The organism is Microvirga sp. CF3062 (genome assembly GCF_036314045.1).
Taxonomy (GTDB): Bacteria; Pseudomonadota; Alphaproteobacteria; order Rhizobiales; family Beijerinckiaceae; genus Microvirga.
This window is the reverse complement of sequence record NZ_JAYGGN010000010.1, coordinates 99,359-120,190: the sequence shown is the minus strand read 5'-3', so window position 1 is coordinate 120,190 and position 20,832 is coordinate 99,359. Positions and strand designations below refer to the sequence as shown.

General features: G+C 61.8%; 27 protein-coding genes. 12 read left to right on the top strand and 15 right to left on the bottom strand.

The window, feature by feature from the left end:
- Positions 1–122 precede the first annotated feature (122 nt).
- The gene (locus VB618_RS17385; protein ID WP_329797990.1) at positions 123–644 is read right to left on the bottom strand and encodes a MarR family winged helix-turn-helix transcriptional regulator; all 522 of its coding nucleotides are present in this window, start codon (positions 642–644) and stop codon (positions 123–125) included.
- 160 nt (positions 645–804) lie between these two features.
- Here VB618_RS17385 and VB618_RS17380 point away from each other — a divergent pair, with 160 nt between their 5' ends.
- A complete protein-coding gene (locus tag VB618_RS17380; RefSeq protein ID WP_329797989.1) occupies positions 805–1,692 on the top strand; it encodes a branched-chain amino acid aminotransferase in 888 nt (295 codons plus the stop codon).
- Positions 1,693–1,814: 122 nt separating this feature from the next.
- Here VB618_RS17380 and VB618_RS17375 read toward each other — a convergent pair whose 3' ends face one another.
- On the bottom strand, positions 1,815–3,059 hold the full coding sequence (locus tag VB618_RS17375; protein ID WP_329797988.1) for a Y-family DNA polymerase: 1,245 nt from the start codon (positions 3,057–3,059) through the stop codon (positions 1,815–1,817).
- Positions 3,060–3,239: 180 nt separating this feature from the next.
- Between VB618_RS17375 and VB618_RS17370 the strand changes: the two genes are divergently transcribed.
- Positions 3,240–3,515, top strand: coding sequence for a DUF3072 domain-containing protein (locus VB618_RS17370; RefSeq protein WP_329797987.1), 276 nt, complete (start codon positions 3,240–3,242; stop codon positions 3,513–3,515).
- A 262-nt stretch (positions 3,516–3,777) separates the two neighbouring features.
- The gene (locus tag VB618_RS17365; protein WP_329797986.1) at positions 3,778–4,824 is read left to right on the top strand and encodes a Tim44 domain-containing protein; all 1,047 of its coding nucleotides are present in this window, start codon (positions 3,778–3,780) and stop codon (positions 4,822–4,824) included.
- Positions 4,825–4,899: 75 nt separating this feature from the next.
- Here the strand turns inward: VB618_RS17365 and VB618_RS17360 are convergent, their stop codons facing one another.
- The gene (locus tag VB618_RS17360) at positions 4,900–5,481 is read right to left on the bottom strand and encodes a type 1 glutamine amidotransferase domain-containing protein (RefSeq protein ID WP_329797985.1); all 582 of its coding nucleotides are present in this window, start codon (positions 5,479–5,481) and stop codon (positions 4,900–4,902) included.
- A gap of 137 nt (positions 5,482–5,618) precedes the next feature.
- Here VB618_RS17360 and VB618_RS17355 point away from each other — a divergent pair, with 137 nt between their 5' ends.
- The gene (locus tag VB618_RS17355; protein ID WP_329798081.1) at positions 5,619–5,840 is read left to right on the top strand and encodes a hypothetical protein; all 222 of its coding nucleotides are present in this window, start codon (positions 5,619–5,621) and stop codon (positions 5,838–5,840) included.
- Positions 5,841–5,883: 43 nt separating this feature from the next.
- Here the strand turns inward: VB618_RS17355 and VB618_RS17350 are convergent, their stop codons facing one another.
- The 5 genes from VB618_RS17350 to VB618_RS17330 all read right to left on the bottom strand — a co-directional run bounded on the left by VB618_RS17350 (position 5,884) and on the right by VB618_RS17330 (position 10,586).
- Positions 5,884–6,609, bottom strand: coding sequence for a metallophosphoesterase family protein (locus VB618_RS17350; protein WP_329797984.1), 726 nt, complete (start codon positions 6,607–6,609; stop codon positions 5,884–5,886).
- Positions 6,602–7,417, bottom strand: coding sequence for a nucleotidyltransferase family protein (locus tag VB618_RS17345; RefSeq protein WP_329797983.1), 816 nt, complete (start codon positions 7,415–7,417; stop codon positions 6,602–6,604). The genes VB618_RS17350 and VB618_RS17345 overlap by 8 nt, the downstream gene beginning before the upstream one ends.
- 107 nt (positions 7,418–7,524) lie before the next feature.
- On the bottom strand, positions 7,525–9,102 hold the full coding sequence (locus VB618_RS17340) for a class I SAM-dependent methyltransferase (protein WP_329797982.1): 1,578 nt from the start codon (positions 9,100–9,102) through the stop codon (positions 7,525–7,527).
- Positions 9,103–9,235: 133 nt separating this feature from the next.
- Complete coding sequence (locus tag VB618_RS17335; protein ID WP_329797981.1) at positions 9,236–9,613, bottom strand: hypothetical protein; 378 nt, start codon at positions 9,611–9,613, stop codon at positions 9,236–9,238.
- 142 nt (positions 9,614–9,755) lie between these two features.
- On the bottom strand, positions 9,756–10,586 hold the full coding sequence (locus VB618_RS17330; RefSeq protein ID WP_329797980.1) for a BON domain-containing protein: 831 nt from the start codon (positions 10,584–10,586) through the stop codon (positions 9,756–9,758).
- Positions 10,587–10,776: 190 nt separating this feature from the next.
- Between VB618_RS17330 and VB618_RS17325 the strand changes: the two genes are divergently transcribed.
- The 3 genes from VB618_RS17325 (at position 10,777) to infA (ending at position 11,816) form a co-directional block, all read left to right on the top strand.
- Positions 10,777–11,037 (top strand): hypothetical protein, encoded by a 261-nt coding sequence (locus VB618_RS17325; protein WP_329797979.1) that lies wholly within the window; start codon positions 10,777–10,779, stop codon positions 11,035–11,037.
- Positions 11,038–11,230: 193 nt separating this feature from the next.
- On the top strand, positions 11,231–11,440 hold the full coding sequence (locus tag VB618_RS17320) for a cold-shock protein (protein WP_329797978.1): 210 nt from the start codon (positions 11,231–11,233) through the stop codon (positions 11,438–11,440).
- A gap of 94 nt (positions 11,441–11,534) precedes the next feature.
- The gene (gene infA / locus VB618_RS17315) at positions 11,535–11,816 is read left to right on the top strand and encodes a translation initiation factor IF-1 (protein WP_009494617.1); all 282 of its coding nucleotides are present in this window, start codon (positions 11,535–11,537) and stop codon (positions 11,814–11,816) included.
- Between the two features lie 181 nt (positions 11,817–11,997).
- On the opposite strand, the gene VB618_RS17310 is transcribed toward infA, so the two are convergent.
- Positions 11,998–12,546 carry a sigma-70 family RNA polymerase sigma factor gene (locus VB618_RS17310; RefSeq protein WP_329797977.1) on the bottom strand — a complete coding sequence of 183 codons (549 nt, stop codon included), beginning with the start codon at positions 12,544–12,546 and terminating at the stop codon, positions 11,998–12,000.
- Entirely contained in the window at positions 12,543–12,770 is a 228-nt protein-coding gene (locus tag VB618_RS17305) for a NepR family anti-sigma factor (RefSeq protein WP_329797976.1), read from the bottom strand. The genes VB618_RS17310 and VB618_RS17305 overlap by 4 nt, the downstream gene beginning before the upstream one ends.
- 240 nt (positions 12,771–13,010) lie before the next feature.
- Between VB618_RS17305 and VB618_RS17300 the strand changes: the two genes are divergently transcribed.
- Both VB618_RS17300 and VB618_RS17295 read left to right on the top strand, forming a co-directional pair.
- Positions 13,011–13,169 (top strand): DUF3309 family protein, encoded by a 159-nt coding sequence (locus VB618_RS17300; protein ID WP_329797974.1) that lies wholly within the window; start codon positions 13,011–13,013, stop codon positions 13,167–13,169.
- A 203-nt stretch (positions 13,170–13,372) separates the two neighbouring features.
- Positions 13,373–13,996, top strand: coding sequence for a calcium-binding protein (locus tag VB618_RS17295; protein WP_329797973.1), 624 nt, complete (start codon positions 13,373–13,375; stop codon positions 13,994–13,996).
- 71 nt (positions 13,997–14,067) lie between these two features.
- Here VB618_RS17295 and VB618_RS17290 read toward each other — a convergent pair whose 3' ends face one another.
- The 3 genes from VB618_RS17290 to VB618_RS17280 form a co-directional block, all read right to left on the bottom strand.
- A complete protein-coding gene (locus VB618_RS17290) occupies positions 14,068–14,400 on the bottom strand; it encodes a GYD domain-containing protein (RefSeq protein ID WP_329797972.1) in 333 nt (110 codons plus the stop codon).
- A 172-nt stretch (positions 14,401–14,572) separates the two neighbouring features.
- Positions 14,573–14,842, bottom strand: a complete 270-nt coding sequence (locus tag VB618_RS17285) for a hypothetical protein (protein WP_329797971.1) — start codon at positions 14,840–14,842, stop codon at positions 14,573–14,575.
- An 841-nt stretch (positions 14,843–15,683) separates the two neighbouring features.
- On the bottom strand, positions 15,684–17,078 hold the full coding sequence (locus VB618_RS17280; RefSeq protein ID WP_329797970.1) for an ATP-binding protein: 1,395 nt from the start codon (positions 17,076–17,078) through the stop codon (positions 15,684–15,686).
- Positions 17,079–17,258: 180 nt separating this feature from the next.
- Between VB618_RS17280 and VB618_RS17275 the strand changes: the two genes are divergently transcribed.
- Positions 17,259–18,026 (top strand): ZIP family metal transporter, encoded by a 768-nt coding sequence (locus tag VB618_RS17275; protein WP_329797969.1) that lies wholly within the window; start codon positions 17,259–17,261, stop codon positions 18,024–18,026.
- Positions 18,027–18,308: 282 nt separating this feature from the next.
- Here the strand turns inward: VB618_RS17275 and VB618_RS17270 are convergent, their stop codons facing one another.
- Together VB618_RS17270 and VB618_RS17265 are read right to left on the bottom strand one after the other, a co-directional pair.
- The gene (locus VB618_RS17270; protein ID WP_329797968.1) at positions 18,309–18,857 is read right to left on the bottom strand and encodes an SRPBCC family protein; all 549 of its coding nucleotides are present in this window, start codon (positions 18,855–18,857) and stop codon (positions 18,309–18,311) included.
- Positions 18,850–19,218 (bottom strand): ArsR/SmtB family transcription factor, encoded by a 369-nt coding sequence (locus VB618_RS17265; protein ID WP_329797967.1) that lies wholly within the window; start codon positions 19,216–19,218, stop codon positions 18,850–18,852. Before VB618_RS17265 ends, VB618_RS17270 begins: the two co-directional genes overlap by 8 nt.
- A 282-nt stretch (positions 19,219–19,500) precedes the next feature.
- Between VB618_RS17265 and VB618_RS17260 the strand changes: the two genes are divergently transcribed.
- Both VB618_RS17260 and VB618_RS17255 read left to right on the top strand, forming a co-directional pair.
- Positions 19,501–20,313, top strand: a complete 813-nt coding sequence (locus tag VB618_RS17260) for a nickel-binding protein (RefSeq protein ID WP_329798080.1) — start codon at positions 19,501–19,503, stop codon at positions 20,311–20,313.
- Positions 20,314–20,470: 157 nt separating this feature from the next.
- A complete protein-coding gene (locus VB618_RS17255) occupies positions 20,471–20,824 on the top strand; it encodes a hypothetical protein (protein WP_329797966.1) in 354 nt (117 codons plus the stop codon).
- The last annotated feature ends 8 nt before the right edge of the window (positions 20,825–20,832 follow it).

Below are 20,832 nucleotides of genomic sequence, written 5' to 3'. Positions count from 1 at the left end.
ATTTGCACTTTTGGGATCCATCCGATGCTTCCTCCATAAATAAGAGCATCGTTGGGTGCGGAAAACCGGGTCCACTTTTCCGCACGATGCTCTAATGCTTCAAGGTTACGGACCCTGCTTTATCAGGTTTCCTCGGACCCGAATACGAGGTGCTTCACATGGGCGCTGTCGTCCGGATCGATGAGGCTCAGGAGATAGCGGCTGACCGCATCCTTGGCCTCAGGCTCCATACCGGACAGGGCGCGCATGATGCGGCGGGTCTGCAGCTTGGCGAGCTTCAGGGCCAGCTCCCGGCCTTGGGGCGTGGCAAAGAGCAGGCGCTGGCGCCGGTCGGCGGTGCCCATACGGCTCTCGATGAAGTCCTTTTCGATCAGCTCCTTCAAGACCCGATTGAGGCTCTGCTTGGTGATGCGCAGGATGTCCAGAAGCTCCGCGATGGTGAGCCCCGGGTTGCGGCTCACGAAGTGCAGCACCCGGTGGTGGGCCCGCCCGAAGCCGTATTCGTCCAGGATCCGGTCCGGATCGCTGACGAAGTCGCGGTAGGCGAAGAAGAACAGTTCGATCAGGTCATAGGCCGGGGTCTCGGCAAGGATGTCCTTGCCGGGATGATGAGACTTCAAGGCCGGAATCGCGTCAGGCACCATCCTGTTCCCAAATTATATGTCAGCCTTGTTGACATATCTCAGGACGATTGTTACTCGTCAAGCCGCTTCCACGAAATGAATGAAATTGAAATCGGCTGGAAGCGCGCCGGAAATTACCCGACCCCGGTTGCCAGAAGGTCGGCCTGCAAGGAGATAGACGATGTCCGCGCCCCCCTTCGATCAACGTGATGGATGGATCTGGTACGACGGGCAGCTCGTACCCTGGAAGGATGCCCAGCTTCACGTTCTCTCGCACGGCCTTCATTATGGGTCGTCCGTGTTCGAAGGCGAGCGCGCCTATGGCGGCGAGATCTTCAAGTCGACCGAGCATTCGGAGCGCCTCAGGAAATCGGCCGAGATCCTTGATTTCGAGATCCCCTACACGGCGGCCGAGATCGACGCGGCCAAGCGCCTCGTGCTGGAGAAGAACGGCATGAAGGATGCCTATCTGCGTCCCGTCGCCTGGCGCGGCTCGGAGATGATGGGCGTGGCCGCGCAGGCCAACAAGATCCACCTCGCCATTGCGGCCTGGGATTGGCCGAGCTATTTCGATCCGGCCCAGAAGATGAAGGGGATCCGCATCGACATGGCGGAGTACCGCCGTCCCGATCCGGCGACCGCTCCGTCCGCTGCCAAGGCTGCAGGCCTCTACATGATCTGCACCATCTCCAAGCACAAGGCGGAGCGGAAGGGCTATGCGGATGCGTTGATGCTCGACTGGCAGGGCCGTGTGGCCGAATGCACGGGCGCCAACGTGTTCTTCATCCGTGACGGCGTCGTTCATACGCCGATTGCCGATTGCTTCCTCGACGGCATCACCCGCCGCACGGTGATCGACCTCGCCAAGCGCCGCGGCTTCGAGGTCGCCGAGCGCCGGATCATGCCGGACGAGCTTCCGAGCTTCAACGAGTGCTTCATCACCGGCACGGCGGCCGAGGTAACGCCCGTGTCCGAGATCGGCCCGCACAAGTACCAGCCCGGCAATATGACCAAGGTGCTGATGGACGACTACTCGGCCGAGGTGCAGCCCAAGAGCAAGGCTGCCTGAGGTTTCCACGTCTCATACCCTCGACGTCATGCCCGGCCTCGTGCCGGGCATCCACGTTTTTAGGGCAGCGTTTCTTTAGACGTGGATGGCCGGGGCGAGCACGGCCAGGACGGACAGGTTCTCTAAAAATCCTCCGCATCGGGAATGCGATTGAAGGCGATCTTGGCGCCCGCATAGCCCCCGGGGATCGTCACCCAGGGGCCCCAGTGCAGAAGGGTTTTCTTGTGGCTGACGTTGAGCCGGTCGGCGATGGCGGACAGGTATTCCATGCGCCGCTTGAGCTGCGCCTCCGGCGCATCGTCGAACAGATCATTCTCGATGTCGCTGAGAGGCACCAGATCGTGCAGCGCCACATGAACGCTGCGGCTGCGGCTCATCTCCTCCCGCTCGGCATGGAGAAACAGGCGACTCAAGGACGCCAGCAGGGACGGGTCGTCCCAGGTGGGCCGGAAATGCTCCTCCCCATACCAGCCCGCGCTGTTTTTGTCCGTCAGCCAGACGGAAAGCGCCTTGGCCGCAAAGCCTGCGCGGCGCATCCGGGCGGAGGCCTTGGCGAGCAGTACGCGGGCAGCCGCATAGGCGCCGTTCAGGGAGCGCCAGTCGGCGGGGAGGACCCGGCCGTGGCCGAACATGCGGCGGCGGGTTTCGGGCCGCTCCACGGTGTAGCCGTGCAGCCCCATCCACATCCGCTCCCCCTCGACGCTGCCCCAGAGCCGGCGCAACTCCTTGGGCTGGAGCCGCCAGAGGGCGGTCATGTCACTAACCCCGGCGCGGGCAAGCCGCGCCGCATTGCCTCGAGCAATGCCAGGGATGTCCGTAAGGTCGAGGGAGAGCAGGGGGCCTGGCAGATCGTCGGGATGGAGCGCCACAAGGCCGTCTGGCTTCTTCATCTCGGCGGCGATCTTGGCCAGCAGGTCGTTGGGGCCCAAGCCCACCGAGCAGGTGAGGGTGGGGCCGATCCTGGCGGCAATCACGTCTTTCACGCGCTGTCCGATTGCGAGTCCCTGCGGCCATTCCGAGGGCATCAGCGCACAGACCATTTCGTCGATGGAGCAGACTGCCTTGACAGGAATGACGGTATCGATGGCTGCCAGGATCTGCCGGTGCAATTCCACATAAGCCTCGTGCCGCGCCGTCACGAGGATGAGGCCGGGACACTGCTGGCGGGCATCCCGCACGAAGGTGCCGCGCTTGAGCCCTAGAGCCTTCGCCTCCCGACTTACGGCGATGAGCCCCGTATGCTCCGAATCGACCGGAATAACCCCGACGGGCCGGCCGCGCAGGCCGGGCTGGAGGTGCTGCTCGGCGCTGGCGAAGAAGGAATCGAAGTCGACGTAAAGACGCTCCAGACCCGTCGGTTTGCGCATCGGCATTCATCCTCTCGCCTGTGTGAACAAAGCAAGAACATGAGCTTGTCAGCGAGTCGAGGGCCGAATCTGTGGATAACGGGGATGAGTCTCCGGGAGTAATCCGCCTTTCTCTGAGGAACCAAGGCCCTGCAAGAGTGTTCTCGTTGAAGAACAAAACTAGAACAATAGGAGTCCTGCATGTCTTCGAACGGCAAAGTGAATTCCGGTGCTTCCGTTAATCATAAATCTTCCGCAGAGGCAGCTAATCCGAAGACCAATCCCGATCCGTCCGACAACCAGATCAAGGATCCGGAGGATTGGGTGACGGGCGACGAACCCATGACCGGCGCCCAGGCGTCATACCTCAAGACCCTGTCCGAGCAGGCGCACGATCCGAAGGCCTTCGATCCCAAACTCGACAAGGCCGAAGCTTCGAAGCGGATCGACCAGCTGAAGCAGAAGCAGGGTCACTGAGTCTGCTGTACCGCCACTGTCATCCCCGCGAAGGCGGGGATCCATAAACGCTGACGCGACAGGAAGAGGCGCAACGGCAATGCCTGCGCCTTTTCTTGCAATTGTCGTGTTTATGGATCCCGGGCTCCGCTGCGCGGCCCCGGGATGACAACAGGTGGGAAGGGACGCCAAAATCGAACGATTCACCCTTCCGCAACCCCCTGGGCATCACCACATTATCTCCAGGGAGCGCCATGCTCCGCTAGGGATGAAACATAAGACGATGATGAATTTAGCTTCTCGCCGCAGCCGGGTCATGATGGTCCTGGCAGCCGGTCTGATCTTCGCCGGAAGCGCGGCCGAGGCCCGGGTCGGGCGGGGCGGGGGCAGCTTCGGCTCGCGCGGCGCGCGCACCTACACGCCGCCGCCGGCCACGCGGACGGCCCCGGATGCCGCAGCCCCGATCCAGCGCTCGCAGGTTCCGAACCAGGGTCCCAACGTCACCCGTCCGGGCACCCCGGCGCCCAACGTGGCGCAGCCGCGCCGCTTCGGCTTCGGCACGGGCCTGATGGCCGGCCTGTTCGGCGCCGGCCTGCTCGGCATGCTGATGGGCAACGGCTTCTTCGGAGGCCTCGGTGGCCTTGCCTCGATCTTCGGCCTTCTGCTCCAGATCGGCCTTGTCGTTCTGCTGGTGTCATTTGCCATGAAGTGGTTCCGCCGCCGTCAGCAGCCGGCCTATGCGGGTCCGGGCCAGGAGCAGGGCTACGCCCGCTCCATGGGAGGCAGTGTGCCGCCTGCCGGTGGACGGCCCATGAGCGGCGGCCTCGGCGGCGGTTTGGCCGGCCTTGCGGGCGGTCTGGGCGGAGCGCTCGGCAGCATGTCCAAAGGGGCGCAGGGCGCACAGCAGCGTCCGGGCGTGCGGGACGAGATCGGCATCGGCGAGCGTGACTACGCGGAGTTCGAGCGCGGCCTCGTCGAGATGCAGGATGCCTATTCCCGTGAGGACGTCGCCAAGCTCTGGACGCTCGCGACCCCTGAGATGGCCGGCTACATCCAGGAGGAGCTGAACGACAACACGGCCCGTGGTGTCGTGAACAAGCTCTCCAATGTGAGCCTCAATCAGGGCGACCTGTCGGAGGCCTGGCGCGAGGGTGCGACGGACTACGCTACCGTCGCCATGCGCTTCGGCATCACCGACGTCATGGTGGACCGCGCCAGCGGCCGTGTGGTCGAGGGCGATCCGAACAAGGTCGAAGAGGCCACCGAGCTCTGGACCTTCCGCCGCGATCAGGGTGGCTCCTGGAAGATCTCGGCGATCCAGCAGGCCTAAAGCCACTCTCCAGATAAATACGAAAACGGCCGGTTTTCACCGGCCGCTTTTTTGTTTGCATCAGAGAGCGGGCGATTACTCTGCGGCCTGACGACGACCCGCATGTGAGCCCTCGCGCACCTCTTCGATGATCTTGTTCACGAACGCGTCGAGATCGCCGGGATTGCGACTGGTGATGAGTCCCTGATCGGTCACGACCGTCTCGTCGCGCCACTGCCCGCCGGCATTGATCACGTCGGTCTTGATCGAGTGATAGGACGTGCATTGCTTGCCCTTGATGATGCCGGCCTCGATGAGGAGCCAGGGCGCATGGCAGATCGCAGCTATGGTTTTTCCTGAAGAGTAGAAGGCCCGGATGATCTCGATGGCCCTCTGTTCGGCGCGCAGCTTGTCGGGGTTGATCTGCCCGCCGGGCAGCACGAGCGCGTCGTAATCGGCCGGGTTTACATCCTCGATGTCCTTGTCGACAGATACGGTCTTGCCCCAGTCGTTTTCGTCCCAGCCGTAGATCTTGCCGGACTTCATGCGCGACTTGGGCGCTGCGACCTCGACCGTCGCACCTGCATCCGAAAGTTTCTCCTGGGGTACCATGAGTTCCGACTGCTCGAAGCCGTCGGTCGCCATGATGAGGATCCTGGCCTGCTTGATATCAGGCATGATGCTTCTCCATTTTTGCGGGAACTGCTTGGGAACGGGTGAGGCGGAGAGGGGTTCCGCGTGACGATCGCAAGCGGAACCCTGCTCACGCAGACTTGTTGACCCAATCACGGGTTTTGCAAAGTGAGGAAGAAACAATGGTCAATCCGGGAACGCCCACGAACGAGCCGACGCCCGGTGGTAATATCCCTAGCGACGTGCCGCCAGGAACCATTCCTGATGAAGAACCCGATATCGGCCCGACCGGACCACGTACGCCCTATCCGGTGAACGACCCTGGGATTAACGATCCGAAGGGGCCAGGCTCCGAGCCTGATTACTTGCCCGGCAACCCGACGGATCCCGGCACGCGGTATTGAGCGGAGATAATGATCATTACGAGCAGGCTTCAGATGAGCCTGCTCAGATTTCGAGAATGGCGTAAAGCTTGCCGTTCGGCTTCTCGATGTGCTTGGCCACATTATAGACCCGCTGGCCGCCGGGCGTGCGGCCCTCGAAGCGGCCGCGATGAGCATGGCCGTGCACGATGGCATTGACCTTGAAACGGTCGATGGTCTCAGCCAGACGCGACGAACCCAGGAACGGATAGATCTCCAGCGGCTCGCTCTCGATGGTGTCGGTGACCGGCGCATAATGCAGGATGACCATGGAGCGCTTCGCGCGCACCTGACGCATCGCATTCTCGAGCCGCAAGGTCTCGTTCATGGTCTCGCCGACGAATTGCTTGATGGCAGGCTCGCCAAAGGAGCCGAGCATCCGACGCCCGAAGCCGCCGGCAAAGCCTTTCACGCCCACGAAGCCGACGCCGTCGATCTCGACGGATTGCCCGTCGAGAACGCGCATCCCGGCATCGCGTAGAATCTGCGCCACCTCTTCGTGCGCACCACATTCGTAATCATGGTTGCCGAGAACCCCGACGACGGGGATTGAGCAGGACTTGATGTCCTGCGCCAAGAGTTCAGCCTCCTTGGGCTTGCCGAGATCCGTGAGGTCCCCGGCGAGCACCAGAACATCGGCCTCCTTGGAGATCTCGCCGAAGAGATCGCGATAGGAAACCCAGTTGTCTTCACGGACATGCAGGTCGCCCATGGCGGCGACCTTCATCACCTGCTGTGGTTCGTCACTCATTCCGCCATTCACCTTCACCGCCTACATCGGCAAAGCCCCATTCCTTCACGTCGATCTCGTAATCGATCCGGGAGAACATCCGCCCGCGGCAGACTTTCATCTGCGGTGGAGGAAGGTCGCGTTGTTTGGAGAGCCTGTCGAGGAGTTCGTCCATCACCCAGCCCGGGATCTTGTCGCGCTCGGACGGATAGATCCAGCGGAAGTTGAGCAGGTGCATGAGCAGCACCTCCCAATGCACTTCCATGTAGGCCAGGAGCCCATGCCAGTCGATCTGGTCGTGGGCCTTGAGGATCGTGTGCGCCACGTCGGCACCATCATAGCGGTGGCGCAGCTGAATGAAGCATTTCGACCAGACGAGTTCGGTCGGACCGACAATGCGCACGGGAATGCCGAACACCTCGATCTGCCGCGCATGCTCGAACCAGGGATCGCCGATCGGCATGGTGCCGTTGGACGAGGCGAAGATCACGTCGAAGAAGTACTGGCCCTTGAAGACCTTGCCGAGCCAGCGGTCATCCTCGATCTCGATGGAGTAGCCGAGGCCCTTGAAGTGCGAGAGAACGCGCGTGTAATCGCCGGCCTTGCAGAAGATGTCGAGGTCCTTGGTCGGACGCGTGATGCCGGTATAGGCCGAGAGTGCATAGGTGCCGGCGAGCAGGAAGGGCAACCCAAGAGAGTTCAGCTCCCGAAGAGCCTCAGCATAGAAAGCCTCGGATTCCGGGTATTTGAGGGTCGGCTCGGCCTTGGCGTCCATGATGGGAACGGACGGATATGCGCCGGAGGTGAGATCTGGGTCGTGAACTGCCATGGGCCCTACCCGAAGCGCGGCCGAGCGTGCCCCGCGTTCGACAACAGAATGGCATTCATGAAGTTCCGCTAAAGCTTAAGCTTACTGCCGGAGAGGACAGGGCCCGCTCAGGCGCGCAGTCGCGCCTGCTTGGAGGATTCCTGAGAAGGGGCCGCGTTCAAGCCGAGCGCTGCCCAAACGTCGAGGGTGTTCTGCTCGAACTCCGCGACACGCTGCCGAAGTTCTGCGTCATGAGCCTCACCCTGAAGCGGCTTGCCGTCCTTCATCAAGCGCTGCCCCGCAGCGGACAGAACAGTCCCGACGAAGCGGGCGGTATCCGCTTCCTTGTCCTGCAGGGACAGCCACATGAGCTGAGCCATGCGGTCGGCTGCGATGCCGCCGCCCGTGACCGGCGAGGCGAAATGGCTGAACTTGCGCTCGAAGCGCGACTGGTTCGCAACAGCCCGGTTGAAGCGCTCGGTCTGGAGCCTCCGTTCGGCAAGCCCCTGCGCCGGCAGGCAGGGCTGGCAACTGCCCAAGGCAACGAGGATCGTGAGAGCTTGAACAAGGCGATTGAACCCCGCCTGTGCCAGAGTGGGCTCGGCGATGACTTCCCGCAGCGTACTAGGCCCCTTTTCGAGCGCCGCAATCAGGGGATCGTAGATGCCGCTGTGCAGTTTGACAGCGTGGCGGAGGCCACGCAGCTCGCGCGGGATCTTACTGCCTTTAGCCGACAGGACAAAGCGTGTCTCAAGCCATTGCTCGCGTACCTGCTGGGCGGAGAGGTGGACCGCACCCTTGACGAAGATGTCGCGCCGGAACTGCTGGTCGACGATGTGGTCGCGCGTTAGCTGGCGCAGGGCGATGTCGTCGATCCCGGCGAGGAACTCCCGCTGCTCTTTCGTCAGATTGATCTCGTCGAGATTCTCCTGCGCATTCGCAGGCCCAACCCAGGTCAGTTTCGCCTCGGCGAGTTCCTGCGCCAGATCCGTGAAATAGAACGGCTCCAGATCCTGGTTGAAATATTCGTGTGCAATGTAGTTGGTATTTTGATCCTTGAGCTTCTCGATCCGCTTCGCCAGCTTGGGATGGCTGGCGAAATAGCGCGTGTCGAGCTTGCCGAGCTTATCCGCCAGATCGATGAAGTTCGTGACACGCGATGGGCCGGAGAGTCGCGATCCTTGAGCCGCCGTATGCTCCAGGAGAAGGCGCCGGAGCGGCATCATGGAGGCCCAGCCCGGCATGGTGTTGTAGGAGATATAGACGAGGCCGCCGGGCTTAAGCTTGCGACGGATGAACTCGACGATGGTCTTGCGGTTTTCCGGCGAGATCCAGCTGTAGATCCCGTGCAGGCAAATGAAGTCGAAGTCGGGCAGGTCGCTGCGGTCCAGGAAGTCGGCGAAGCTGTCGTCGTAGAAATGGGCGTTCTGCAAGCCGCCGGCCTGAGCGAGGCTCTGCGCGCCGACGATGTGGCCAGGATTGAAGTCCGTGGCGTGAAATTGGATGTGCGGGTTTGCGGCCGCCAGCAGGTTGGTCGAGAAACCCTGGCCACAGCCGAGCTCGCAATAGGCGAGCGATGAGCCGAGATCAGGCGCCTGTATCCCCTGTAGGAGCGCCAGGAAGCCGAGGAGGCTCGGCGTCAGCTCCTGATAGAAGCCGTGGGTATACTCGACATCGACAACATAACCTGCTGACCAATTCGCCATGACAATATCCCGGCTGCCTCAAGACGTTCATTCCGTAGCGTCACAGGCAATAGAAAAGTTATAAAATAACTTTATGTCAGGGGCTGAGTTCAGATCAATGCTTTTCTCGTAACCGGATCGGCAATGGTTAAGTCTAATGATCCCCGTGCGAAACACGTGCGTCGCGGGGGCTGTTGAGGATCTCAAACAGGCTCTGGGCAATGTGCCTCGCCTCGTCGTCCTTCAGGCGCAGCAAGAAAGGCGGCATCATGCCTGCCTGGAGGGCCACCACGGCCATCCCGTGCTCGTCCATGCCGACATCGATGGTCTGGGAGGTTACATCTACCAACTCTTCAGGCATATCCTCGTCCTCGTCCCCCACACTTTCACCGATAGCAGCGAGGAGCTGGCTCACAGCCCTCACGAGTGAGCGGGCAGCGTGGGGGTCCATGACCACGGCTGTGGATTGTTCGTCCTTCTGGAACGCCAGCTGGATGTTGTCGCCTTCGAGCGTGACGGAAATACCTGCCATCGATGTCCTCTTCCTTTCCGTCCCATATGGGGCCTCATCGCGGTTGGGGAAAGGCAACGGCCTTGGTACGACAGATGCGCCTCGTCCCCAAGGGGAGAAGCGCATCCTGGTAAATCGGCGGTTGTCGTATCGGGAGAAGGCGTCAGATGCCGCTGCCCGAAGTCCTGCCGGTCCTGCGACGGTCGGAGGCCACGGCGCCGGTTGCCGGAGTTCCGGTGCTGCCGGCTCCTGCCGCCCCTGCACCGGGCATCATGGTGCCGGCGATGCCTGCATCGGCTGCCTGTTGGATGCGCAGGTTGTTCTGCACATGGGTGACGCCTGAAACGGATTCGGCGATGTCCTCCGCGTGGCGCTTCTCGAAGCGGCTGTTGACCGTGCCGGTGAGGGTGACTTCGCGATTCTCAACCCTCACGTCGATCTCGGAGGCATCGACGTGCGGATCCTCCGTGAGGCGGTCGTTCACATCCTCGAGGATGCGGGCATCGGAGCGCTGATAGCCCTTCGGCCCGCGGCCGCGATGCTGGCCGGATTCGCGCATGTCACGGTCGCGGCGGCGCTCCGCATCATCATCCCCGAACCAGGACCGCACCTCGTCTCCGGCCCGTTCAAAGAGGCCGCGCTCCTCGTGGTAATCGCGCGAGCCGCGGCCGAAGCTCTCCTGTCCGGAGCGGTCGCGCCCGTAGCGATCCTGCCCAAGCCGGTCAGGATCGTGCCGGCGGTCGGTATCGAAGACGGGGCGTCCCTGGCCGCGCTCCTCGCCGACCACGTCATGCCAGTCGAGGGCCGATCCGCCGGTGCCGTAGCCAGCCGAGTCCCCGAAATCGCGCTCCTGGCCGCGGCCATGGCCCTCGTCGGACCTGCGGTCGTAGCCGGCGCTGCGGTTGCCGAAGCCGCGGCGGGCGATGTAGCCGTCATCCTCACGGTCGCCCCAGCCGGAATCCTGATTGCCATAGCGGTTGCGATCATTGGCCATGATAGCGCTCCTCCTTGCTGTGGTCCGGGCTCCCGTAGGGCCCGCTCTCGCGCAACCAACGTGAGGCACGACCGTCTGTTCCTGGCGCCCGGAGGAGCCTTGCGCCGCCTGTTTTTGCCGCTCCGCTTGAACGGTCTTCAGTGCCTCGCATTGAGAGGGTGGGTATCTTCAACGGCAATCGAGGATGACAATGGCGGATCTGTCCGGGTTGAGCGACGAGGCGCTGGCGGTGTTCGCCTTCGCGGCCTATCACCAGCTCTCGAGCGGCCAGATGGTGCGCAGTGTGGTGCAGAAGGACGGAGCCGGCCACAAGGCGGGCGATGCTGCCGTGGAGGAGCTGAAGGGCCGTGGCCTGATCGAGGCCGACGGCAGCGAGATCCGCTTCACACCGCAAGGCGAGGAGGCTCTTCAGGGGGTGATTTCCGGAATCCGGGGCAGCCCAAAGGGTTAACCGCCCCAGGAGCGTTGCCTTGCATTTGCCCCATCCGTACCCTACGTAGTTCGCATCGACATTTGGCCGGACGACTGGGCTTCCCGCTTTGGCACTGCCGGGCGCACGTTCCTTCTCTACCATCTATCGACTAACGGATGTCTGGCCCTAGGCTCGCATCCACGTGCAAACGACAGTGAAAAGGGAATTCCCCATGGAACAGGGAACCGTGAAGTGGTACAATGAAACCAAGGGTTATGGTTTCATCCAGCCCGACAACGGCGGCAAGGACGTGTTCGTTCACGCCACGGCGCTCGAGCGGGCCGGCATGCGCAGCTTGCAGGAAGGTCAGAAGATCTCCTATGAGCTTCAGACGGACCAGCGCACCGGCCGCGCTTCTGCAGTGAACCTGCAGAACGCATAAGGTTTCAGGCCGGAGGACGTACCTCGGTACGTCCTCTTGCATATGAGCCGTTCCGGTGCAGGGGCGGCTTTTTTGTTATGAGGAAAGGCTTTGCATGGCAAAGGAAGAACTGATCACCTTTGAAGGACTTGTGACCGAGATTCTGCCCGACGCGCGCTACCGCGTGCAGCTCGACAACGGGCACGAGGTCATCGCGTACACGGCCGGCAAGATGAAGAAGAACCGCATCAAGACCCTGGCCGGCGACCGCGTGACCGTCGAGATGTCGCCCTACGACCTCGAGAAGGGCCGGCTCATCTTCCGTCACAAGGACTCGGGTGCCTCTTCCGGTCCGCGCCCGCCGCAGCGCGGCAACCAGCAGTTCCGTCGTCGCTGAGCATCGAACCCAAAAGTGGAGGCCACTTTTGGGATAAACTCGATGCTTCTCATCTTCTCGGCGCATCGTTGGGTCCGGAAAACCGGGGTCCACTTTTCCCCACGATGCGCTGTCGATTGGCGCGCCCTGCGAGGCAGCGCCAATCGTTCGAAGGCTTTTGACGGCTCCGTGAGACCTGTTGTCAGGCGACCGCGTGCATCACCGAGAGGGTGACGCGGTCCGGGCCGAGATCCTCCTCCATATCGGTGAGGTGCATCAGCTCGGCGAGGCGGTTGCGGGCCCGGTTGACGCGGCTCTTGATGGTGCCGACCGCGCAGCCGCAGATCTCCGCCGCCTGCTCATAGGAGAACCCGGAGGCGCCCACCAGCAGCAGCGCCTCGCGCTGGTCGTGGGGCAGGCGCGCCAGCGCCTTCTGCAGATCCTCGAAATCCAGATGGGGCATCTGGTCGGGCTGCACCGAAAGGGTGGCCGCGTACTTGCCGTCCGCATCCTCCACCTCGCGGCGGCGCTTGCGGTATTCGGAATGGAACAGGTTGCGCAGGATGGTGAAGAGCCAGGCCTGCATGTTGGTGCCAGGCTGGAAGCGGTCGATATTGGCGATCGCCCGCATCAGGGTTTCCTGCACCAGGTCGTCGGCGCGGTCCACGTTGTTCGTCAGCGAAATGGCGAAGGCCCGGAGATTGGGCGTCGCCTTGAGCATGGTATCACGCAAATCGGTACTGATACTCATGACTGATGCTTCTCCGGCTTACGCTCGTCCAGCCGATTGATGATCTCGATGAACCGGTCCGGAACCGGCTGCTCGCCCAGCGCCAGCGTCTCGTAGAACTGACGCAGCCGCTGGCCGATCTGGGCCTGTACCGAGGGGCTCAGGGCCGGAGAGGACGATCCGTGGAGGCCAGGAACAGTCTCTGTGTCTTCATTGCGCATGGTGTTCGGATTCTTCTTCTGCATGGGTTGTCCTGGACTTTCGGGACTAGCGACCTCCCGCAGGGAACGCGCTGCAAGCGGCACCCAATCGCCGAGGAGGTAACGTCAGGCATTTGTGATCGTTCCGCCCTGGAACCTACCCCTTCGGTGCTCATCCACAGGCAAAAGCACCGGTGACGGACTCGGGAACCTTTCCCTAATGGCCAAGTTTCCCACCCATGAAGCGCGGCCGTTCCCAAGGCGCGCCATCAAGGAGAATTCCCTATGGGTATCAGCACCATCCTGCTCATCATCGTCATCCTGCTGCTGATCGGCGTCGTGCCGGCCTGGCCCCACAGCCGCGGCTGGGGCTACGGCCCGAGCGGCTTGCTTGGCGTCGTCCTCGTCATCCTCATCATCCTGCTGCTGATGGGGCGGCTCTGAAGCCCTGTTAGCCTGAGTTGAGTTGATGGCCGGGGCAGAGTCCCGGCCATTCCTTTTTGGATCAGCGACCAAACGGCCCAGTGGGCTGAAATTGGGCTGAAATTCCTGGCCGGCCTGCCGGAACGTGATATCAGACACGGGGCGGGCATCGCTCCGCTGCATTGTTGAACAGCCTGTTTGAAATCAAAGAATGAAGGTTGGAAATGGCTAAGTTTTTCGGGGGCCGCGGGGCCGACCTGCTGCGTGGCGGCAAGGGGACGGATCTCATCAAGGGTTATAACGGCAACGACCGCATCTACGGCGGTGCCGGCAACGACCGGATCTGGGGCGGCGCGGGCGACGACCTGCTGACCGGCGGCAACGGCCGCGACCGGATCTGGGCCAATGGGGGCAACGACACCATCGATGCGGGCGCGGCCCACGACATCGTCTTCGCCGGCGCTGGCGACGACAGCATCAATGGCGGCACCGGCGCCGACGATCTCCAGGGCGGCACGGGCAACGACACGGTGCTTGGCGGCGACGGCTTCGACATGATCTTCGGCGGCGACGGCAACGATGTCGTCAACGGCGGCCAGGGCACGGATTTCCTGCGCGGCGGCAAGGGCCAGGACACCTTCACGTTCGACGTGAGTTTCGGCCGCGACCGCATCCGCGACTTCAGCCAGACCGATGACCTCATCGACCTGCGCAACACGGACGTGACCGCTTTCGAGCAGCTCAAAATCGCCATCAAGGGCGGCGCCACGGTCGTGGACACCGGCACCGGCACCATTGTGCTCCAGGGCTTCAAGGGCACGCTCGCGGCAGACGACTTCCTGTTCTGAGACGCACGGCTCACTCTTACGGAAAGGGCGGCTTCGGGCCGCCCTTTCTCGTTGGGACGCATCGGCTGGATTCAGGCCTTCTCGCCCGGCGGCCGATAGGCAATCGAAGAGGCTTTTTGCAGGGCCGCCATAGTCTCCTCGACCGTCAGCAGGACGGTGGTCTCGAAGGAACTGAGCGCGCCGCCGGCGCCGATTGCGAGTGCCGTGGCGGCCATCGAGACGTTGTCCGGGGCCTCCCACAAGGTGTATCCGTCGTGATCGCCGAAGGCGTACCAGAAACCGTGCAATGTCCCCCCGGCCGCCTCGATGTAGGCCTTGGCTGCCGTTCGGCGGTCCTCGGGATGCCTGATGAGCTTCGCCCATGTTGCCGGCGTGTAGCTGAACCGAGTCAGGTAGAACGTCATTGGCTCCTCCCTCCCTGGCCATCTCTGGCGAGAGGGAAAGCATAGCACCTTTGGTTCCCGTGGAGCCGAGGGTCATCCGTTGTTGCCGCTGTTCGATCCCGTGATTGCGCTCAGCTTGGGCGTGACGGGGCCGGGCGATCCGGCCGCCGCTCGTCTCAAGCCGCATCCCCAATCACGACTTCGCCCATGACGGCCTCGCCTTCGCTTTCCGGCGCTGCTCGTACCAGAAGGCCCGGTAATCATCCAACTCGGTGCGGACCGCATCGGCGAAGAGGTGGCGGTACTGCAGGTAGCAGGGCGGGCCGAAGCCGCCCTGGCAGCCTTCGTTCCGCCGACACGTGCGCCTGCGGCAGAGCCGATGCATCCTGAGCAGGTTGGACAGGCGGGCCAGGGTGTCGTCGAAATCGGGCATGTCGAACAGGGGAAGGTCGTCGTCGATCATGATGAAGCTCTCGGGCAATAGGCAGGGTAGGGAATGAATGAAAAAGGTCTTGGTGAAGAAGACTCAGGTGAAGAAGGCTAGGATGAAGAAGGCACGGGCCATCGGCCCCGGGGCCGGTGAGGGCCCCGGGTTTGACGGCAATCGAGGGTGGCGCGTTGGGCAGCCCGGCTCGATGTGTGTTGGTGAAAAGTGAGAGCCAGACTGCTCATCACGCGCGGTTTGTTTCAGCGGACCTGGAGGCATGCCAGATCGGCCACCTGCGATCACAGGCTTGCGAGGCCTGCGGCAGGACCGCCCCCCGTCCCACTCTTGCGACGCCTCGCGAGCGCGCCCCTCATCGGACGAGGATGTCTCTAGCTATAGCTCAGCTTAGGACAGAAGTCAAGAACAAAATAAGAACATTCATGCTTCTATCCCTCTCCCCTTTGCGGGAGAGGGTGCCCTGCGAAGCAGGGTGGGAGAGGGGCCGTGCTTGTCATCAACGTCCCCTCTCCCGGCTCACATCCGTTCGCCACCCTCCCCCGCAAAGGGGGGAGGGGAAGCCTTCGCCCTATCCTGCACCGATCCCAGCTCGCCCTTCGGCCGCCGGGGATGACACCCTCTGCATCCCGAAACGCCCAACCCTCATCCTGAGGAGCAGCCGCAAGGCTGCGTCTCGAAGGAGGGTTGCGGTTCCTGGAACGGCGATGTCTGGGATTTATCCCTGGATCGCGTCCCGGACAGTCATAAGGTGGGAGGAAGAGTCGCTTGGCTGGACAATGAAAGCGCTCCTGTTTTTGAGGCGAGCGCTAACGGTGCAGGAGCGGGATGTTTCAGCTTGGCAGAGCTAAGAGTTAGTGCCTTACTGAATATCAGGAGGGAAATTCTTTCCGCGAACATATCCGGTCTTATTCAACGGCCTTCCAGGTATACGTTCGATCAATCCAGCATCCATCATCTTCTGGAAAATTCGTTTCATAGTATTTTCAGAGCCTATGAAACAAATGTTTCGTGCAATTGAGTTGTTTATTTCGTCATTTTCCCGAAGAAACCCAACGATAATTTGCTCCGGGGTTCCCAGTTTTTCATGTCTTAGAGAAACTAAAACCGAGTTTTCCCTTTGAGTAATCACAGGGTCTCTAAATTTCAGCTTTCTCATAGCTTCGAAGGTTGTATTTAGGCCCTCACCGACGTCCTTGTTGGGCGGGTTTCGAAACTTGTTGAGAAGCCTCACAATTTTGGGATTTCTCGCAAATCGCTCGTCCAATATATTCAAGACAGTAACATGTCCTGGCAGTCCACCTGGGCTTTGTACTTCTATTCTGTTATCAAAAATTCGTATATGTATGTCATCATTGATGCTGTAATCGCGATGGATTACAGCATTAGTGACAACTTCGTGAATTGCTTCAGTCGGATACTGAAATTCTTCTAATCCACTCTCGCCCAGCACAGGGATATTCTCTGTAATCTGTTTTGTTTTTTGTACTGCGGCATAGATTTGAGAATAAAGATGTCCTTCTACTGTTATAGGATCTTCGGCTAATGTATCCCGGGTTCCCGCTAGATCGCGAGTCTTGTATCGGTAAATCTTGATCGCAGCCTTCGGAAGGTCCGTTTGAGGTTCTTCTGAGAATAGAAGAACTCCTCCCACAGTAGGGCGATTATCAACAATCAATCGTTGCTTTCGAAGCCACATCTCTGGTTCAGCAGAGGGAACAATATCTAATGAAAACTCAATAATCGGTGTCGAATTCGTGATTAAATCTGTGATGTTGTTTACAAGGTGATCTTCATAACTGACTATGCCTTTACTAAATCTCAGTCGCTCAAGTTGCGCCGGTTCAGCTTGAGGTAGATTCTGTGCACCCCGTCTAAGATAGGCTGTGCCGTCAGAGGCATATCTTACGTCTGCTGTCTTATCGATTTCACACAGCAAAACTAAACCTGTTTCGTTGTCGGCGCTTAGAAATGTATATCGAAAATTGGTGCCAAGAGGAAAAAGGTTATCGATAGCTTGGAGATGCCCGTTAGCATCTTCTACACGCTCAAAGCCTCTCCACGTGTAGTTTCCTTTAGTGGGTTCCTCAATTCCGATATAAAGTTCCCCGCCATCTGCGTTTGCGAATGCAGAAAGTGACTTAGTTAATTTAGCAGGTTTAATCTCTTTTGCTTTAAAATCAGAAAAGTGCCCTTCGCCCTTCTCGTAGATTCTTTGTAACTGCTGGCGAGTGATAGTCGAGATCGCGATCGTCATAGAAGCTCTAGGTGAAGGTTATACTGCCACATGTTCCTGAAACTACTCAGAGCGATGGCATGTCTGCAACTTCAAGTAAGTACCTGTCCACATATATGAGCACGTATATGACTTGGCCGCGCTTGGCATAGAACCCCACCACCTCCCACCACGTTCTCCCCACCACACAGAGACCTCTTCATGCCTCTCGTCATCCAGGCCGGCTTGTGGGGCCTGCTCAGCGGGTCGGCCCTCGTGCTGGGGGCGCTCATCGGGACGTTTCTCAAGCTGCCGCAGCGGGTGATTGCGGGCGTGATGGCGTTCGGGGCCGGGGTGCTGATCTCGGCGCTCTCCTTCGACCTCATGGACGAGGCCTATCGCCAGGGCGGCATCGCCTCCACGTCCTTAGGCTTTCTCGCCGGCGCCGTGGTCTACACGGCGGCGAACGTCCTCGTGTCGCGCCGGGGCGCCAAGCATCGCAAGCGCTCCGGCTACGCGGAGGATGCGCGCCAAGCCCATCGTGACGAGGCGGGGAGCGGCACGGCCATTGCCCTGGGCGCGCTTCTCGACGGCATTCCGGAGGCCATCGTGATCGGCGTGAGTCTGCTGGAGGGCACGGGCGTGAGCCTGGTTGCTGTCGCGGCGGTGTTTCTCTCCAACCTGCCGGAGGGGCTCTCCAGCGCCGCCGGCATGCGCCGGGCCGGGCGCTCCAAGGCGTATATCTTCGGCATCTGGGGCGGCATCGCGTTGGTCTCAGGGATAGCGGCGCTCATCGGCTATGGGGCCTTTGCGGAAGCCGGCCCCGCAACACTAGCGTTCGTGACCGCGGTGGCGGCCGGCGCGATCCTCGCCATGCTGGCCGACACCATGGTGCCGGAAGCCTTCGAGACCGCCCACGAATATGCCGGCCTCATCACCGTCGCGGGTTTTCTCGCGGCCTTCACCCTGTCGCGGGTTGTGGGGGCGTGAGGGTGGAGATGTGACTTTCCCCTCCCCCTTGCGGGGAGGGGCAGGGGTGGGGGTCGTAAAGTCAGATCGGGTGCATCATTCAGGGCGCATGAAGGTTGCTACAGCGCTTAGCTGATTTGATCCCTCACCCGGTCAAACCACCCCCACCCTTCATCCCTCCCCGCAAGGGGGAGGGAAATGCCGGGGCTCCACCCCTAAGCCAGACTCTCAAGATGAGGTTGCATGGGCGGAGAGCAAAGGCATGGATGGCCGGAACACGTCCGGCCATGACGCGGTATGGTGTCAGCCCGGAATGCGCCGCTCGTATTCGGGCCTCAGGCGGTTGATCTGGTCCCAGAAGGGCTCCGCCGGTTCTTGGCCTGCCATGCGGGCGGCCAGGATGTCGAGGTGGGTGTGCCAGCCGGAGCTGACGCTGAGCAGGGTCGAGCGCTCGGGCACGCGGTGGTGGACCAGCGTGAGCAGGGTCTTGGTGCCGATGGGCTCCAGGGTGAAGGTGACGCCGCCGGTCGAGCCCCAGGTGATGGCGAGCTTTTTCGGCGGGTCGAGCTCGGTGATCGCGCATTGCAGCCGGTGCTCTTGCGCCGAGCCGGCCGGGCGGGGCCCAGGCGGGTTGGTGAGCTCGTCGTTGCGCCAGACGAACTCGAAGGGCGCGCCCACTGCCAGCGCCATCTCGCCGGCCGCCAGCCATTGGCGGCGCAGCTCGCTCTGCGTGAGATAATCCCACACCCGCTCGACGGGGCCGGGGAGAAGGCGCTGGATGGTCAGCGTATCGGGCGCGGTCAGCACGCCAAAGGCGTCGGGGGCAAGCCTGGTGGGCGAGGGGTCATTCATGGTCGTCTCCTTGGGGTTTAGGGGCATTACGGGCATCCTCCTCGCGAAGGAGCCGGTCGAGGGCATCCAGACGATCGGTCCAGAAGCGTTCGTAAGCAGTGAGCCATTCATGGGCGCTCGCCAGCGGGCCGGGGTCGAGGCGGCACACATGGGTCCGGCCGCGCACCTCGCGCCGGATCATCCCGGCACTCTCCAGCACCTTGATGTGCTTCGAGGCGGCGGCCAGCGAGATCGCGAAGGGCTCCGCGAGCTGGCTCACCGTGCGCTCGCCGCCCGAGAGGTCGCGCAGCATATGCCGGCGGGTGGCATCGCCCAGGGCGTGGAAGACAGTGTCGAGTTGGGGTGTTTGTTGTTCAACCATGCGGTTGAATATGAGCGCATCGGAATCGACTGTCAACCGGTTGGTTGAATAACAGGACAGCAGATCGGGTGCAGGGAGGGGCTCAGGTCTCCCTCTCCCTGAGGGAGAGGGTTGGGGTGAGGGGTTACAGGTCTGTCCGGAGAGGACACTAACCCCTCACCCGCCGCACTGATGTGCGTCGACCTCTCCCAAAAGGAGAGGTGAAGAAGGGCGGGCGGAGAGGATTTCCGGCATCCGGCCGAACCGTGTAGATTGCTCCAGGGGGGCTCGGAGGTGACGACGATGCCCATCTATCTCGACCGGCACGACCTGAAGGGCCTGACCGCCGCCGACATCGCGGAGGCCCATCGCAAGGACCTGGAGGTGCAGGGGCGCTACGGCGTGCGGTTCCTGACCTATTGGTTCGACGACACGCGCGGCACGGCCTTCTGCCTCATCGACGCGCCCGACATCGACACGGCCATGCGGGTGCATGACGAGGCCCATGGGGCGGTGGCCCGCGACGTGATCGAGGTCGATCTCTCGGCCGTCGAGGCCTTTCTCGGCCGCGTGTCCGACCCGGTGCCGGCGGGGCATTGCTGCGACGGCCGCGTCGATCCGGCCCTGCGCACCATCATGTTCACCGACATCGTCGATTCCACCGCCATGACCGCGCGCCTCGGCGATGTGCGCGCCGTCGAGATGGTGCGGGCGCACGACGCGGTGGTCCGCCGGGCGCTGCACAACAAGGGCGGGCGCGAGGTCAAGCATACGGGCGACGGGATCATGGCCGCCTTCGACGATGCGGCAGCCGCGGTGGATTGCGCGCGGGCGATCCAGCAGGCTTTCGAGGCCTTCAACCTCGCCAGCCGCGAGAAGCTGCAGGTGCGCATCGGCCTCGATGCGGGCGAGCCGGTGTCCGACCACAACGACCTGTTCGGCGCGACCGTGCAGATGGCCGCGCGCCTGTGCCAGAGCGCGGAGCCCGACACCATCGTGGTGTCGGACACTCTCAGCGGCCTCGTGCCCGAAGGCTCCGGTCTCGTGAGCCTCGGGCCGAAGGCTCTCAAGGGTTTCGCGCAGTCCGTCGAGGCCTATGAGGTGCCATGGCGGTGAGGGGCAGCGCTTGATGCGGGTGGCCCCATAATCCTTCACCCTAATCCTCTCTCCTTTGAGGAGAGGAGCTTGAGCAACATCGTGCAAGCTCGTGCGCTGGCGCACTTGAAGCTGCCCTTATCGAAACGGTATAATATAAGAGAGTAAGGGGCGCGCCATGCAGGTGGAATATCACTTCGGCAAGATGGAATTTACCTTCCCCGACTCGCCGCTAGCCAACGCCCTGCTCTTCGGGTTCATGGCGCTGACGTTCGTTGGCATCATCGGCATGATCCGCACTCAGGCGGCTATCGCCTACGATGTATTCGAAAGGGAGGGACTCGGCCGGCGGCCGTCCTTAATCATCTTGGCATTGACGCCGCGTTGGCAATGGAAGCTCTTCAGCAACTTCTATTTCTACGCGAAGCGGGCGGGATTGTGGGGGCGTACGATGTGGTATCTCGGCGCCATGGTCACGGGCCTCTCGACGCCAATCATCTACGCCTTGCTTTTTCTCGAACCCAACCCGTGAGGGGAGTG